This window comes from Variovorax boronicumulans (assembly GCF_019352895.1).
GTDB lineage: Bacteria > Pseudomonadota > Gammaproteobacteria > Burkholderiales > Burkholderiaceae_C > Variovorax > Variovorax boronicumulans_A.
On record NZ_JAAAFX010000007.1, the window covers coordinates 537,952 to 552,699 of the forward strand.

Below are 14,748 nucleotides of genomic sequence, written 5' to 3' on the forward strand. Positions count from 1 at the left end.
GGCCGTGATGGACTTTCTTCAAGCCTTCCTCAACCTGGTGCCGGTGACGCTCGCGCAGAGCCTGGTCTATGCACTGCTGGTCATGGGCATCATGATCCCGATCCGCCTGGTGGGTTTTCCCGACCTGACCTGCGAAGGGTCCTTCCCGCTCGGCGGCTGCGTCTGCGCCGCCCTGCTGCTGGCGGGTTGGCATCCCGTGCTCGCGACCCTGGCCGCCATCGCCGCCGGCGTGCTGGCCGGCGCGCTCACCGCGCTGGTCAACCTGCGCTTCGGTCTCAGCCCGCTGCTCGCGGGCATCGTGGTGTTCACCGCGCTCTACAGCATCAACCTGCGCGTGCTTGGCCAATCGAACGTAGCGCTGTTCGACACCGCCAGCCTGTTCCAGCTGATCCATCCGGAGCTCACCCAATCGGTGGGCCTGCAGATCGGCTTCTTCGCGCTGCTCGTGCTGGCCTTGCTGTTCGCGTTGCGCTGGTACCTGAGGACGGAGTCGGGCGCTGCGCTGCGCGTGGTGGGTGTCAATGCCGACCTGGCGCCGTCGCTCGGGATCAGCGACTGGACGTACACGATCGCCGGCCTGGCGCTGGCCAATGGCCTCGTCGGGCTGGGCGGCGCACTGATCGTGCAGCAGCAGGGCTTTGTCGATGTGGGCATGGGCCTGGGCGTGCTGATCAACGGGCTGGCCTCGCTGGTCATCGGTGAGGCCCTCACCGGGCGCAAGACCATCACGCGTCAGTTGGCGGCGCCGGTGGTCGGCAGCATCCTGTACTTCCAACTGGTGTCGCTGGGCCTGTCGAGCGGCCTGAAGCCGGGCGACCTGAAACTGGTCACTGCGGTGTTCGTGCTGATCACGCTGGGATTGCCTGCATTCCGGGCGCGGGGACAGGCGCGCGAGACGATCCGCGTGTGACCTCGCGGCAGCGGCCAGCCCTTTGTACGGCTGAATCCAGACGGAGCTGCCGGCTGCTCAGTCCGCCCGGTAGCTCCCCGACTTGCCGCCGTGCTTCTCCAGCACGCGCACGTCGGTGATGGTCATGCCGCGGTCGACCGCCTTGCACATGTCGTAGATGGTCAGCAGCGCGACCTGCACCGCGGTCAGCGCCTCCATCTCGACGCCGGTGGGGCCGACGGTCTCGACCGTGGCGGTGCACACCACCTGCGGCACGCCGCCCTCGGCCAGCGCGAAGGCCACGGCCACGCGGGTCAGGGCCAGGGGGTGGCACAGCGGGATCAGGTCGCTGGTCTTCTTGGCGGCCTGGATGCCGGCGATGCGCGCGATGCCCAGCACGTCGCCCTTCTTCGCGGTGCCCGATTCGATCAGCGCCAGCGTGTGGGCCTGCATCTCGATGCGGCCCGTGGCCACGGCCACGCGATGGGTCGCGGGCTTGCCGGCCACATCCACCATGTGGGCCTGGCCTTGGGCGTCGAAATGGGTGAGGGTGCTCATGGGGTGAACGTTCGCTGGGGTTGTGCATCATACGAGTCCGTTCCGCCACCTGCGATGCCGCCCTCCATGCCGCACTGGACCGCCGTTTCCCTCTCTGTACGCCCCGCGTTGCGCCGGGCCTGCGTGGCCCTGCTGGTCGCCAGCCAGTGCCTGCTGCCGCCGCTGGCCCGGGCCCAGTTGCTGCCCGGCATGGGCGACGGCGGCGAGATGACGGCCGCGGCCGAACGCCGGCTCGGCGACCAGATCGCGCGCGAGCTCTACCGCGACCCCGACTTCATCGACGACCCGGTGCTGGTCGACTACGTGCAGTCGGTCTGGCAGCCGCTGATGGCCGCGGCCCGCGTGCGCGGCGAACTCACGCCCGAGCTCGACGAGCGCTTCGCCTGGGCCGTGCTGCTGGGCCGCGACCGCAGCATCAATGCCTTCGCGCTGCCCGGCGGCTACCTGGGCGTGCACCTCGGCCTGATCGCCGTCACCGACAGCCGCGACGAGCTCGCCACCGTGCTGGGCCATGAGCTCTCGCACGTCACGCAGCGCCACATCGCCCGCATCATGGCCAAGCAGAGCCGGCAGATGCCGCTGCTGCTGGCGGCGATGGTGCTGGGCATGATCGCGGCCGGCAAGAGCCGCAATGGCGACGCGGGCCAGGCGGTGCTGATGGGCAGCCAGGCGCTGGCCATGCAGAGCCAGCTCGACTTCTCGCGCGACATGGAGCGCGAGGCCGACCGCGTGGGCTTCGGCGTGATGACGCAGGCCGGCTTCGCGCCCCAGGGCGCGGCCTCGATGTTCGAGAAGCTGCAGTACGCCTCGCGCCTCAACGACAACGGCTCCTATCCCTACCTGCGCAGCCATCCGCTCAACAGCGAGCGCATCGCCGACATGCAGGCCCGCTTCCAGTTCCGCGGCGAGGGCTCCGCCGTGCCCGCGGCCGGGACCGTGCCGGCCGCCGCGCTCAAGCCCGTGCTGCAGATGGACCACGCCATGATGGCGGCCCGCGCCCGCGTGCTGTCGCGCCCCGGTGCCGACCTGCTGCGCCAGGCGGTGGACGCGTCCAGCGGCACCGATTTCGCGCGCCGCGCGCCCGCGCAGCAGGCCGGCCTGCTGTACGCGGGGGCGCTGAGCGCGAACGAGCTGCACGACCCCCGCACGGCCCGCCGGCTGGCCGATCGGCTCACGGCGCTGGTGGCGCCCGATCCGGCCGCGGCCCCGCTGGCGCGGCTGCTGAGCGCCGAGCTGTACCTCGCAGCCGGCGCGGCGCCCCAGGCCGCGGCCCTGCTCGAGCCCGGGGCGGCCCCGCGCACCCGCGCCGAGCTGCTGCTGGCCTCGCAGGTGGCGGTGGCCCAGCGCCAGCCGGCCCCGATGGTGGCGCCCCTGCGCGACTGGGTGGCCCTTCACCCGCGCGATGCGGGCGCCTGGCATGCGCTGTCCACCCTCTACAACGCGCAGAACGACGCCTTGCGTGCCGTGCGCGCCGATGCCGAGGCCAACGTCGCGGTGCTCGACTACGCCGGCGCGCGCGACCGTTTCAAGGCCGCGCAGGACCTGGCGCGCGGCGGCGGCGACCACTACGAAGCCTCCATCATCGACACGCGTGCACGGGCGGTGGAGGCGCTGCTGCAGGCCCAGCAGGCCGATCCGCCGTTGCGTTGATGCCGAAGTTGGCGCCGATTGCGCAGCAATGCCCGTTGCAGCGCAGCAATATCGGCCCGGAAGCGCAGAACGTGAAACACAATGTAGCTATTGTGTTTTCAAAAACCCTGTCCGACGTCTTCGACGTCCAGTGCAGCGCACACCCGGAGCGTCTGGCCTATGTCTTCCTGCGTGACGACCTGTCGGTCGCCGAACAGCTGAGCCATGGGGCGCTGGCACGCGATGTCCAGGCCCTGGCGCAGGGGTTGGCGGCCATCGCACGGCCTGGCGACCGGGTCCTGCTGGCCCTGCCGCCCGGACTGGACTTCGTGCGCGCCTTCTGGGCCTGCCTGCGCGCGGGCTGCGTCGCAGTGCCCGTGCCGGCGCCCGATCCCGTGCGGCTGCTGCGCAGCGCGCCACGTTTGCGCGGCATCCTGGACGACACGGCCGCCGCCTGGGTCTGGACCTCGGCCTCGCTGCGCGAGGCGGCGCGCCAGGTCTTCGAGCCCGGGATGTTCACCGCCGCGCGCTGGATCGCCGCCGACGATCTGACCGGCGCGGCCCCCCTCCCGGCGCTGGCGGCACCGGACGCGCTGGCCTACCTGCAATACACCTCCGGCTCGACGCTGGCGCCACGCGGCGTGCGCGTGAGCCATGCCCAGGCGCTGGCCAATGTGCGGGCGCTCCATGCGGCCACCTGGGTCGATGAAAAGAGCCGGGTCCTCACCTGGCTGCCGCATTTCCACGACTACGGCCTGATCTTCGGCGTGCTCGCGCCCTTCTGCGCGGGCGCCACGAGCTGGTTGATGTCGCCGCTGGTCTTCCTGCGCCGGCCCTTGCGCTGGCTGGAGGCGATCGGCGCCTTGCGCATCACCCACGCCGGTGCGCCGCCGTCGGCCTTCCTGGCCTGCCTGCGCGCGCTGGACGGCGCGGCACCGGCCGGCGACCTCTCGTCGCTGGTCGCGCTGAGCTGCGGCGCCGAGCCGATCCGCGCCGAGACGCTCGAACGCGTGCGGGCCGATTTCGGCCGCGCCGGCCTGCGGCCCGAGGCCCTGCTGCCGGCCTATGGCCTGGCCGAGACGGTGCTCGGCGTGAGCACCTCGCAGCCCGATCGCCTGCCCGTTCTGCTGGCCGTCGAGACGGGCGCCCTGCTGCAGGACCGCGTCGTGCCGCTGGCCGACGATGCGCCCGCCACCGGGCCCGTCACGCGGCTTGTCGGTTGCGGCCCGCCGCTGGCGGACACCGAAGTGCAGATCGTCGACGTCGTCAGCGGCGCCGCTGCGGCTGCCGATGCGGTGGGCGAGATCTGGGTGCGCTCACCCAGCGTGGGCGACGGCTACTGGCGCCAGCCCGCGCTCTCCGAAGCGAGCTTTGGCGCGCGCATGGCCGACGGCCACGGGCCTTTCCTGCGCACCGGCGACCTGGGCTTCGTGCACCAGGGCGAACTCTTCGTCACCGGCCGGCTCAAGGACCTGGTGATCGTCCATGGCGGCAACCATTACCCGCAGGACCTCGAATGGAGCGCCGAGCGCGCGCATCCCGCGCTGCGCGCCGGCTACGGCGCCGCCTTCTCGGTCGACACGCCCGACGGCGAGGCGCTGGTGCTGGTGCTGGAGACCGAGCGCCGCGCCTCGGTGCCCGATGCCGAAGCGGTGGCGGCCGCGGTGCGACGGGCCATCGGCGACGCGCACGGCCTGCCCGTGGAAGCCGTGGTGCTGGTGCGTTCGGGCTCGCTGCCGCGCAGCTCCAGCGGCAAGATCCAGCGCCAGCGCACGCGCCAGCGCTACCTCGCGCACCGGCTCGACGTGCAGGCGCTGGTGGCGCGCGATGCGGGCGGCGATCCGGGCACGCAAGCCGAAGCCGACGCCCCCTCGCGGGCGCTGCACCTGATGCCGCGCGATGCGCCCGAGCAGGCGGTGTGGGACATCTGGCGCGAGGTGCTCGGCACCAGCGCTTTCGGCGTGCACGAGAGTTTCTTCGAGCTCGGCGGCACCTCGCTGCTGATGACGCAGGTGGCCACGCGCGTGAGCCAGCAGATGGGCCTCGAGCTGCCCCTGGCCGACCTGTTCGAACACACCAGCGTCGCGGCGCTGGCCGACCATGTGACCCGGCTGCTCGCGGCCGCCGACGGCAGCGCCGCGGTGCCGCTCGCGGCGCCGGTGCGGGTGTCGCGCGACGGCCCGCTGCCGGTGTCGCTGTCGCAGCGGCGCATGTGGGTGATCCAGCAGTTCGATCCGGCCTCCTCGGCCTACAACGTGGCGGTCTCGCTGCGCCTGCGCGGCGCGCTCGATGTCGCACTGCTGCAGCGGGCCTTCGACCTGATGGTCGCGCGCCACGAGAGCCTGCGCACGCGCCTGGTCCTCGACGGCGCCGGCCCGATGCAGCGCATCGCGCCCTCGGCATCGTTTGCCATCGAGCAGATCGACCTGGCCACGCAGCCCGATCGCGTGGCGCAGGCCCGCGTGCTGCTCGGCGAGCGCCTGGCCGCGCCTTTCGATCTCGCGCAGGCGCCGCTGCACCGTGCGAGCCTGCTGCGCTTCGATGCCCGCGACCATGTGCTGCTGTGGGTCATGCACCATGCGATCGCCGACAACTGGTCCTTCGCGGTGCTGATGCGCGAAGCGCTGGCGGTGTACGCCGCCTGGCAGGCGGGCCGCACGCCGCAGCTCGACCCGATCCCGGTGGAGTACGCCGACTACGCCGCCTGGCAGCGCAGCCCGGTCGCCGTGGCCCAGCGTCAGCCGCAGCTGGCGTACTGGCGCGCGCGTCTGGACCGGCTCGCGCCGCTCGACCTGCCGACCGACTTCGCCCGGCCACAGCGGCCGAGTTTCCGCGGCGCCCGCGTCTCGGCCGCGCTGCCCGTGGCATTGCGCGCGGCCGTGCGCGCCTACTGCGCGCGCGCGTCGGTCACGCCTTTCGTGGTGCTGCTCGCGGCCTTCAAGCTGATGCTGACGCGCGAGGCGCGCAGCACCGACATCGCAGTCGGCACGCCGGTGGCCAACCGGCACCGCTTCGCCGCCGAGCACCTGGTCGGCACGCTGGTCAACACGCTGGTGATGCGCACCGATCTGTCCGGCGACCCGAGCTTCGATGGACTGGTGCAGCGCGTGCGCGACACCGCGCTGCAGGCCTATGCCCACCAGGAGGCCCCGTTCGACGAGCTGGTCGAGTCGCTGGGCCACGACCGTTCGCTGCATCCCGAGGGCCTGGTGCGTGTGCTGTTCAACGTGCTCAATGCGCCGCTCGGCCGGCTCGACCATGCCGGGCTCGAGGTGGAGGAATTCCCGTTCGAGCGGACCACGGCGCAGTTCGACCTGTCGGTGCACATCGACACCGAGTTCACCCACCGCATCCACCTCGACTATGCGAGCGACCTCTACGCGCCCGCGACCGCCGAGCGCATGCTCGAGAACTACCTGGCCCTGCTCGAGCGGCTGCTGGCCCAGCCTGCGGCGGCGCTGTCGACGATGGCCATCGTCGCCCCGGCCCAGCGCGCCTTCCTGCGCGAAGGCTGGAATGCCACGCAGGCGGCGCTGCCGGCCGAGCACACGGTGCATCGCTACCTGGCGGGCGCTGCGGTGGTGTCGGGCGAGGCGATCGCGGCCGTCGATGCGGCCGGCCTCCTGCTGAGCTACGGCGAACTCGCGGCGCGCTCCAATGCCCTGGCCCGAGCGCTGCGTGCGCGCGGCATCGGCCGCGGCCATCGCGTGGGCCTGTGCGTGGCGCGCGACACGGCCATGCTGGTGGCGCTGCTGGGCGTGCTGAAGTCGGGCGCGGCCTACGTGCCGCTCGACCCGGACTTCCCCGCCGAGCGCCTGCAATTCATGGCTGCGGACGCCGGCCTGTCGGCCCTGCTGACGCGCGGCGGGGCGCCCGGCGGACTGGCCGACAGCGGCGTGCCGCGGCTGAGCCTCGACGACGATGCGCTGCTGGCCGGCCACGCCCGCGATGCGCTGTCGCCCGACGCCTTGCACGATGCCGGGCCACTCGATGCGGCCTACATGATCTACACCTCGGGGTCGACTGGCCGCCCGAAGGGCGTCGTGGTGCCGCACCGCGCGGTGGTCAACTTCCTGGCCAGCATGGCGCGCGAGCCCGGCCTCACAGCCGACGACCGGCTGCTGGCCGTGACCACGCTGTCCTTCGACATCGCGGTGCTCGAACTGATGCTGCCGCTGGCGGTGGGCGCGCGGGTGGTGATCGCCGACGCCGAGCAGGTGCGCGACCCCTACGCGCTGGCCGCGCTGAGCGTGCACCAGGAGGTCAGCGTCCTGCAGGCCACGCCCACGCTGTGGCGCATGCTGCTCGATGCCGGCTGGCGCCGTCCTGCCGGCAGCACGCGCTTCCAGGCGCTGATCGGCGGCGAAGCCCTGCCGCCGGCCCTGGCCGAGCGCCTGCTGGCCAGCGGCGTGACGCTGTGGAACATGTACGGCCCGACCGAGACCACCGTGTGGTCCACCGTCTGGCGCGTCGCGGCGCCGCGCGCCGGCATCGCGATCGGCCGGCCCATCGCCAACACCGACGTGCAGGTGCGCGACGCCGACGGCCAGCTGTGCCCGATCGGCGTGCCCGGCGAACTGTGCATCGGTGGCCTCGGCGTGACGCTGGGCTACCACCAGCGCGACGAACTCACGGCCGAGCGCTTTCCGCCCGATGCCGACAGCCCGGTGCCCGGGGCCCGCTATTACCGCACCGGCGACCTGGGCCGCTGGCGTCACGACGGCCAGCTCGAACACCTGGGCCGTCTCGACCGGCAGGTCAAGCTGCGCGGCCGGCGTATCGAGCTGGGCGAGATCGAAGCGGCGCTGCTGGACCATCCGGAGGTGGCGGAGGGCGTGATCGCCACCCATGCGCCCGGTGCCGACGAGGTTCAACTGGTGGCCTACGTGGTGCCGCGCGGCACGCCGCCCGACGCGGCCACGCTGCGGCCCTACCTGCGCACGCGGCTGCCCGAGTACATGCTGCCGCAGCACCTGGTGTGGCTCGACGCGCTGCCGCTGCTGCCCAATGGAAAGATCGACCGCAACGCGCTGCCGGCGCCGCAGGTCGAGGCCCGCCGCGCACCCCAGGCCCGCCGCATGGTGCCGACGACGCCGTCGGAGCTGGCCATCGCGGCCATCTGGGGGGAGTTGCTCGGGGTCGAGGCGGTCGCGCTGGACGACAACTTCTTCGACCTGGGCGGGCATTCGCTGCTGGCGATGCGTGCGGTGGTGGCGATCCGCGAGCGGCTTGGCTGGCGGGTCGAGCCGCCGCGCATGGTCTACGAGACGCTGGGCCAGCTGGCCCGCGAAGAGAACCTCAGCGCTTCGTGAGACCGCCCAGTGCGGCTTCGATCAGCAGGCGCAGCAGCGAGTAGATCAGCGAGCCGATCAGCGCCGCCACGAACCCGTTCACGACAAAGCCGCCGAGCAGCCCCGAGGCGGCCCAGAACATCAGCGCGTTGATCACGAACAGGAACAGGCCCAGGGTGACGATCGTGACCGGCAGCGTGAGCACCACCAGCACCGGCCGCACGACCATGTTGAGCAGGCCGATCACCGCCGCCGCGATCAGCGCCGAGGTGAAGCTGCTCACCTGCACGCCGGGGTAGATGTAGGTCACCGCCAGCAGGGCCAGCGCGCTCAGGAGCCATTGGATGATCAGTCGCATGCGGGCCAGCATACCCGACGCCCGCGCACCCACAAAGCACAACGGCCGCCCGAGGGCGGCCGCTGCGGCTGGATGCGAGAAGCGCCTTACTCGGCGAGTTCGTTCGCCAGCACCAGCAGGGCGCCCAGTCCCAGGGTCGCGCCCGGCAGCGCCCAGCCGGTGTGGCCGGCCGGCTTCTGGCCCGGCGTCACCGGTTCCATGTCCACGCCCAGCTTCGGGCGGCGCGCATCGATCACGCGCGCCGCGCCGTGCTCGAGCTTGAGGCGTTGCGTCAGGTCGGTCAGCGGGCCCTGGGCCAGCACCGGCGTGACCTCGTCGCCGGGACGGCGCAGCAGCGGCAGCACCTGTTCCTGCGTCTTGGCGAACCACTTGCCGCGCCAGTTCTCGCGCGCGCTGTGGCTCACCCACTTGCTGATGCGGTGCGTCATGCGCGGTGCGCAGGCCACCAGCACCCAGTGCTTGGCCCCGGTGCTCACGGTTCCGGCCGGCGCCTTGGCGAGAAACTCGCGGGCGTAGGCCGCGTCGTCGACATAGAGAATGATCTTTTCCACGATGCGCTCCTTTGGATAGTTAGAGTGAGAGAGACCCGGGACCCGACATCAGATGGCAGCCGCCTCGTGCGATTTCGGACGGCGCGAGGCCACCCATTTGCCGATGGCCAGCACCACCAGCGCACCCGCGATGCCGGCGGCGTACTTGATGGTGTCGGTCTGCGGGATCTTCGGCACCCAGGTCCAGGCGTCCAGGCGGACGACGGCCGGGTCGGAAATCAGCATCGTGCCGGCGATCCAGCCCAGCAGCATGCCGCCCAGCGTGATGATCATCGGGAAACGGTCCATGAGCTTGATGACCAGCTGGCTGCCCCAGACGATGATCGGGATGCTGACCAGCAGGCCGAAGATCACGAGCGGCATCTGGTGGCCTTCGCCTGCACCCTGTGCGGCGCCGGCGATGGCGATCACGTTGTCCACGCTCATCACCAGGTCGGCAATGATCACGGTCTTGACGGCGGCCCACAGCTTGTCGCTGCCGGCGATGTTGCCGTGCGCGTCGTCATGGTCGGGCGCCAGCAGCTTGATGCCGATCCAGACCAGCAGCAGCGCGCCCACGACCTTGAGGAAGGGGATCGCGAGCAGCGTGAGCGCGAAGAAGATCAGGATCACGCGCAGCACGATGGCACCGGCGGTACCCCACAGGATGCCCTTGGTGCGCTGCGCCGGCGGGAGCTTGCGGCAGGCGAGCGCGATCACCACCGCGTTGTCGCCGCCCAGCAGGATGTCGATCATGATGATCTGACCGACTGCGACCCAGAATTCCGGGGCCATGAATTGTTCCATTGGATTCCTCTTTTCGTTTCGATCTACCCGCAGGGGTCGGATCGACGCGGATGAATGAGGCCCGGAATCTTCCGGAACGCGCAGACGCTTCGATCCAACCCTGGCGGGTTCAAATCGAAGGTCTTGCTCAGCCGCGCAGCGCGCGGCCCGACAGGCCGGAAGTTGTTGTGCTTCGTATTGACGACCTGGCGATACCCGTGGCGCGAGCCGCAGGCGGGAGCTACTCCCCTTCGTGGCGCGAATTAGAGCACCCGCGGCGCCGGTGTGGCAACCGGCGGCCGCGAGCGCTCAAGAAAAAGCGTTCTGGAATCGTTGCCCTCCGTGGCTTTGTTGCTCTGAAAATGAGAGCGCCCCATATCCTTCGGGCAACCCGGGACTTTGCCGAACTATGATGCCGTCCCTGCATTTTTTCCTTTCCATGGCCGCCATTCACATCACCGACATCGAGGCCGCCATCAACCACTGGCGCGAGAAGAAACCCTCGCCCGACGGCATCACGCTCGCGCCCGAGCTGCGCGCGCTGGCCAAGGTCTACGCCCTGATGGTCTATTACCGCGAGGACGAGGTCGACGAGGTCGGCTTTCCCGCCGAGGCCTGGGCCGCCTGGCTCGCCTGGTACGACACCACCATCGACACGCCCTGCATCGCGATCTGCTCCACCAGCCAGGGCGACGACGAGTGCAAGGGCTGCGGCCGCAGCTTCGACGAAGTCCAGTACTGGCCCGCGATGACGCCGGCCGAGAAGCGCCAGACCTGGCGCCGCATCACGATGGAAGACAAGGCCTGGCGCTTCAACACCTACGCCGAACGGGCCCGCGAGAACGCGCCCGCCGACGACGCGGCCCCTCCGCCCGCCACGGATTGAGCCGCCCATGCGCCGCCTGGCCCAGGCCCCCAACCTCGCGATCGCGACGCTCTGGGCGCATGCGCTGCGCGACGAGGGCCTGGACGTGTCGGTGCAGCGCGAGTACCTGGGCGCGGTGGTCGGCCAGCTGCCGCCCGACCAGTGCCTGCCCGAAGTCTGGATCGAGGACGACGATCAGTTCGATGCCGCCACGCGCGCGCTGCACGACCTGCAGAACCGGCCGCAGCGGCGCTGGCATTGCGGCTGCGGCGAACTGGTCGAAGGCGGCTTCGAGCAATGCTGGCAGTGCGGCACCATGATGCCCACGTCCGTGCCTTGACCGCCTACGTCTTCGTTCTCGCCGTGGGCCTGCTGGCCGGCGCCGTCAGCGGCGTGATCGGCACCGGCTCTTCGCTGATGCTGCTGCCGGTGCTGGTCTGGGCCTTCGGCCCCAAGCAGGCGGTGCCGATCATGGCCGTCGCAGCCGTGATGGCCAACCTGGCGCGCGTGCTGGCCTGGTGGCGCGAGGTCGACTGGCGCGCCTTCTTCGCCTACGCCGTGCCGGGCGCACCGGCCGCGGCGCTGGGCGCGCGCACGCTGCTCGCGCTGCCGCCGGTGGCGATCGATCTCGGGCTGGGCCTGTTCTTCATCGCCATGGTGCCGCTGCGCCACTGGCTGCGCGCACGCGACTTTCGGGTGCGGCTGTGGCAGCTCGCGGTGGCGGGCGCGGTCATCGGCTACCTCACCGGGCTGGTGCTCTCGACCGGCCCGCTCAGCGTGCCGGTGTTCGCGGCCTATGGCCTGGTGCAGGGCGCGTTCCTCTCGACCGAGGCCGCTTCCTCGCTGGCGCTCTACGTGAGCAAGGTGCTGGCCTTCGGCGGGATGGGCGCGCTGCCGCTGCCGGTCTTGCTGCAGGGGCTGCTGGTCGGTGCATCGTTGATGGCCGGCACTTTCATCGGCAAGGCGGCGGTGCTGCGGCTCGGGCCGCGCGCCTTCCAGGTCCTGATCGACGGACTGCTGCTGTGCTCGGGGACCGCGCTGCTGCTGGCCGCCTTCAGGCACGGCGGCTGAAGGCGCACGGTCGAAGGCGCGTCAGCGCAGCCGCTGCAGCTCGATGTCGATGCTGTTCTTGCCGTCACCCAGCATCAGCGTGTTTTCCTGGATCGTCGCCTGCAGCTGCATGCTGCGTTGCGCCAGCGCGGCCACGGCCTGCGAGGTCTCGCTGGGAATGCGCCACACCTGCAGGTTGTCGGGCCGCGTGAGCTTGTTCTCGATGCCCTTCCACCAGATGCCGGCCGCGTGGCTGAAGCAGTAGAGCAGCACCTCGTCGGCCTTGCCGCAGGCCTTGAGCAGCGGCTTGTCCTCGGGCTGGCCGACTTCGATCCAGACGCGCGTGCGGCCGGTGAAGTCGCGCAGCGACACGTCGGGATCGTCGGGGTTCGACAGGCCGGCGCCGAAGCCCAGCACGCCGTCGCCGTCGCACACGCTCTGCAGCTTGTGGGCGTTGAGGGCCAGGGCGATGAGCCGGACCATCATGCGTTCGTCGTTCTCGCTCGGATGGCGCGCGAGCGTGAGGGCGTGGTCGGCGTAGTAGCCGTGGTCGATGTCGGCGACCGCGAGGTTCGCCTTGAAGATGGTTGATTTGAGCGCCATGGGTGCGCGAGTGTATGCGCGCGCGGCGCACACACTCGACCGGGTGCCGCCTAGAACGCGACCGACGCCTGCACGTACACCGTGCGCGGCTGGCCCACGTACTTGCCGCCGTTGTTGTCGACCGAGCGGGTGAAGGTCTGGCGGTCGAACAGGTTCTTCACGCCGATCGCGAGCTTGAGCTGGCTCAGCGAGGGGCCGAAGTCGTAGCCCGTGCGCAGGTTGACGGTGGCGAAGCCCGGGATGTCGCCCAGCCGGCCGCTCGCGTCTTCCAGCGTGGTGTAGCTGGCGCCCGGGTCGGGCGAGCCCGGCGAGCGCTGCTTGCTCTGCGCGAAGAGGTCGACGTTGACCGTCCACGGGCCGCGCTCGTAGCGCGCGCCGAGCGAGGCCACCTGGCGCGAATAGAAGGGCAGGTCGCGGCCGGCGAACACGCCGGCCTTCGAGATCGCCTGCGTGTAGGTGTAGGTGGCCGACACCGACAGGCCCTTGAGCGAGGGGTTCAGGTCGCCCAGCTGGTAGCGCAGGCCCGATTCGATGCCGCGATGGCGCGTGGCGCCGAGGTCGGTCCAGGTGCCGTCGCCCACGATGGAGCGGGCCAGCTGCAGTTCCTTGTCGAAGTCGACGTTGAACAGCGTGAGTTCGCCGCTCCAGGCCTCGCCCTTGTAGTGCGAGCCGATCTCGTAGGTGGTGGCTTTCTCGGGGTGCAGGCCGGAGGTCGACTGTGCGAGCTGCGCGTACTGCTGCGGCCCGAAGGACACGCCGGCGTTGGCGAACAGCGACCACTTCGCGTCCATGCGGTAGAGCACCGACAGCGTCGGCAGCACCTCGTTGGCATCGACCTTCGGGTTCAGCATGCCGGTGACGACGTTGTTGGCCAGGTTGGTCACGTCGTTGAAGGTGCGGATCGATTCGTAGCGCACGCCGGGCGTGACGGTCCAGTTGCCGAAGTCGATCCGGTCGTCGATGTAGAAGGCGTGGGCGGTGGTGCCGCCGGCGCTGGTCTGGTAGACGTTCTGCGCCAGCGTGTTGGCGTCGAAGCCCACGCGCGGCCGGTAGTAGCTGCTGCGCGAGGCCACTTCCGAGCTGGCTTCCTTGAGGTAGCGGTAGCCCACGCTGACTTCCTGCACCACGCTGCCCGAGTCGATGAGGCGCGAGTAGCGCGGCTCGAGCGCGAAGGTGTGGTAGCTGCGCGGGGCCGCGGTCAGGCGGCGCTGGCCGGCGGTGGTGCCGCTGCCGTCCTGCTCGATGTGGCTGCCGCGGAAGGAGTCGGTGTAGTAGGTCAGCAGCTCGAACTTGTTGACGCCGTCGTTGTGCGTGTACTTGATCGAGCCGTCGGTGCGGCGGCCGGTGAAGTCGTCGAAGGGACGGGTCGACTGGTACGGGTCGGCCGCGTACTGCGCGCTCGTCAGGCCGCCGGGCATGCTGCCGCTGCCTTCGAAGTGGTGCAGCGACAGCGCGATGTCGTCGGTCTTCGAGATGCGGTAGGCGCCCTTGAGCATCAGATCGTCGATGTCGGTGCGGTCGTTGGCGGCGCGGTAGCCCTGGCCGTGCGTGCCCGAGTACAGCAGCGCGAGGCCCAGGCCCTTGTCGTTGGTGCCGCCGATGAACAGGTTGGGCGTGCTCTTGGTGCCGCCGCCGTGGCTCGCGCTCTCGACGCCCACGCTGGCCTCGCCCGCGAACTGCTGCGGGATCGCGCGGGTCACGAAGTTGATGATGCCGCCGACGTTCTGCGGCCCGAAGCGCACCGAGCCCGCACCACGCACCACGTCGACCGCCTCCAGGTTGCCCAGCGACAGCGGCGCCAGCGAGAGCTGGGGCTGGCCGTAGGGCGCATAGGCCAGCGGCACGCCGTCGAGCAGGATGGTGGAGCGCGGCGACAGGCGTGAGGTCAGGCCGCGTACGCCGACATTGAGCGAGACGTCGCTGCCGCCGGTGCCGTTGCTCTCCTGCACCTGCACGCCCGGGATCTGGCGCAGCACGTCGCGCACGTTGGCCGAACCGCTCTCGCGGATCTGCTGGCGCTCGATGATGGTGCGCGCGCCGGGGTGCTCGAGCACCTTGGTCTCGGTGGGCGTGCCCAGCCAGTCGCCAGTGACGGTGACCGCATCGAGCGATTCGTTGGCGCCGGTCGGCGGGGCGGTGGCGGCATCGGCCGCGAAGGCCTGGAAGCTGACGGGGAACAGCGCCATCAC

General features: G+C 70.9%; 12 protein-coding genes. 6 read left to right on the top strand and 6 right to left on the bottom strand.

What is annotated here, in order from left to right; translation table 11 throughout:
- Window positions 1-7 precede the first annotated feature (7 nt).
- Window positions 8-910: an ABC transporter permease gene (locus K0H49_RS17510; RefSeq protein WP_257624933.1), complete on the top strand. Its 903-nt coding sequence runs from the start codon at window positions 8-10 to the stop codon at window positions 908-910.
- 57 nt (window positions 911-967) lie between these two features.
- On the opposite strand, the gene moaC is transcribed toward K0H49_RS17510, so the two are convergent.
- Window positions 968-1,447: a cyclic pyranopterin monophosphate synthase MoaC gene (gene moaC / locus K0H49_RS17515; protein ID WP_219215119.1), complete on the bottom strand. Its 480-nt coding sequence runs from the start codon at window positions 1,445-1,447 to the stop codon at window positions 968-970.
- A 54-nt stretch (window positions 1,448-1,501) separates the two neighbouring features.
- On the opposite strand from moaC, the gene K0H49_RS17520 reads away from it, so the two are divergent.
- Window positions 1,502-3,097 (top strand): M48 family metalloprotease, encoded by a 1,596-nt coding sequence (locus K0H49_RS17520; protein ID WP_257624934.1) that lies wholly within the window; start codon window positions 1,502-1,504, stop codon window positions 3,095-3,097.
- A gap of 92 nt (window positions 3,098-3,189) precedes the next feature.
- A complete protein-coding gene (locus K0H49_RS17525) occupies window positions 3,190-8,388 on the top strand; it encodes a non-ribosomal peptide synthetase (RefSeq protein WP_219215122.1) in 5,199 nt (1,732 codons plus the stop codon).
- Here the strand turns inward: K0H49_RS17525 and K0H49_RS17530 are convergent.
- From K0H49_RS17530 to K0H49_RS17540, 3 genes are all read right to left on the bottom strand, one after another.
- Window positions 8,375-8,725 (bottom strand): phage holin family protein, encoded by a 351-nt coding sequence (locus K0H49_RS17530; protein ID WP_219215125.1) that lies wholly within the window; start codon window positions 8,723-8,725, stop codon window positions 8,375-8,377. The two genes, K0H49_RS17525 and K0H49_RS17530, sit on opposite strands and share 14 nt — an antisense overlap.
- An 86-nt stretch (window positions 8,726-8,811) precedes the next feature.
- Entirely contained in the window at window positions 8,812-9,276 is a 465-nt protein-coding gene (locus tag K0H49_RS17535) for a hypothetical protein (RefSeq protein WP_219215128.1), read from the bottom strand.
- A 48-nt stretch (window positions 9,277-9,324) separates the two neighbouring features.
- Entirely contained in the window at window positions 9,325-10,062 is a 738-nt protein-coding gene (locus tag K0H49_RS17540; RefSeq protein WP_219215129.1) for a TerC family protein, read from the bottom strand.
- Between the two features lie 418 nt (window positions 10,063-10,480).
- Here K0H49_RS17540 and K0H49_RS17545 point away from each other — a divergent pair, with 418 nt between their 5' ends.
- Genes K0H49_RS17545 through K0H49_RS17555 form a run of 3 tightly spaced genes read left to right on the top strand, consistent with a single transcriptional unit; the run spans window position 10,481 to window position 11,977 of the window.
- Window positions 10,481-10,927, top strand: a complete 447-nt coding sequence (locus tag K0H49_RS17545; RefSeq protein ID WP_219215132.1) for a DUF3717 domain-containing protein — start codon at window positions 10,481-10,483, stop codon at window positions 10,925-10,927.
- Window positions 10,928-10,934: 7 nt separating this feature from the next.
- Window positions 10,935-11,246, top strand: coding sequence for a DUF2007 domain-containing protein (locus K0H49_RS17550; protein WP_219215134.1), 312 nt, complete (start codon window positions 10,935-10,937; stop codon window positions 11,244-11,246).
- On the top strand, window positions 11,243-11,977 hold the full coding sequence (locus K0H49_RS17555) for a sulfite exporter TauE/SafE family protein (protein ID WP_257624935.1): 735 nt from the start codon (window positions 11,243-11,245) through the stop codon (window positions 11,975-11,977). The genes K0H49_RS17550 and K0H49_RS17555 overlap by 4 nt, the downstream gene beginning before the upstream one ends.
- A gap of 21 nt (window positions 11,978-11,998) precedes the next feature.
- On the opposite strand, the gene K0H49_RS17560 is transcribed toward K0H49_RS17555, so the two are convergent.
- Together K0H49_RS17560 and K0H49_RS17565 are read right to left on the bottom strand one after the other, a co-directional pair.
- Window positions 11,999-12,559, bottom strand: a complete 561-nt coding sequence (locus K0H49_RS17560; RefSeq protein ID WP_219215139.1) for a YaeQ family protein — start codon at window positions 12,557-12,559, stop codon at window positions 11,999-12,001.
- Window positions 12,560-12,609: 50 nt separating this feature from the next.
- The gene (locus K0H49_RS17565; RefSeq protein WP_219215524.1) at window positions 12,610-14,745 is read right to left on the bottom strand and encodes a TonB-dependent receptor family protein; all 2,136 of its coding nucleotides are present in this window, start codon (window positions 14,743-14,745) and stop codon (window positions 12,610-12,612) included.
- Window positions 14,746-14,748: the final 3 nt, after the last annotated feature.

What these genes read in the sequence shown, in the direction of transcription:
- moaC (WP_219215119.1), bottom strand. Translation starts at nt 1,447, where the DNA reads ATGAGCACCCTCACCCATTTCGACGCCCAAGGCCAGGCCCACATGGTG.
- K0H49_RS17510 (WP_257624933.1), top strand. Translation starts at nt 8, where the DNA reads ATGGACTTTCTTCAAGCCTTCCTCAACCTGGTGCCGGTGACGCTCGCG.
- K0H49_RS17530 (WP_219215125.1), bottom strand. Translation starts at nt 8,725, where the DNA reads ATGCGACTGATCATCCAATGGCTCCTGAGCGCGCTGGCCCTGCTGGCG.
- K0H49_RS17565 (WP_219215524.1), bottom strand. Translation starts at nt 14,745, where the DNA reads ATGGCGCTGTTCCCCGTCAGCTTCCAGGCCTTCGCGGCCGATGCCGCC.
- K0H49_RS17560 (WP_219215139.1), bottom strand. Translation starts at nt 12,559, where the DNA reads ATGGCGCTCAAATCAACCATCTTCAAGGCGAACCTCGCGGTCGCCGAC.
- K0H49_RS17550 (WP_219215134.1), top strand. Translation starts at nt 10,935, where the DNA reads ATGCGCCGCCTGGCCCAGGCCCCCAACCTCGCGATCGCGACGCTCTGG.
- K0H49_RS17545 (WP_219215132.1), top strand. Translation starts at nt 10,481, where the DNA reads ATGGCCGCCATTCACATCACCGACATCGAGGCCGCCATCAACCACTGG.
- K0H49_RS17540 (WP_219215129.1), bottom strand. Translation starts at nt 10,062, where the DNA reads ATGGAACAATTCATGGCCCCGGAATTCTGGGTCGCAGTCGGTCAGATC.
- K0H49_RS17520 (WP_257624934.1), top strand. Translation starts at nt 1,502, where the DNA reads ATGCCGCCCTCCATGCCGCACTGGACCGCCGTTTCCCTCTCTGTACGC.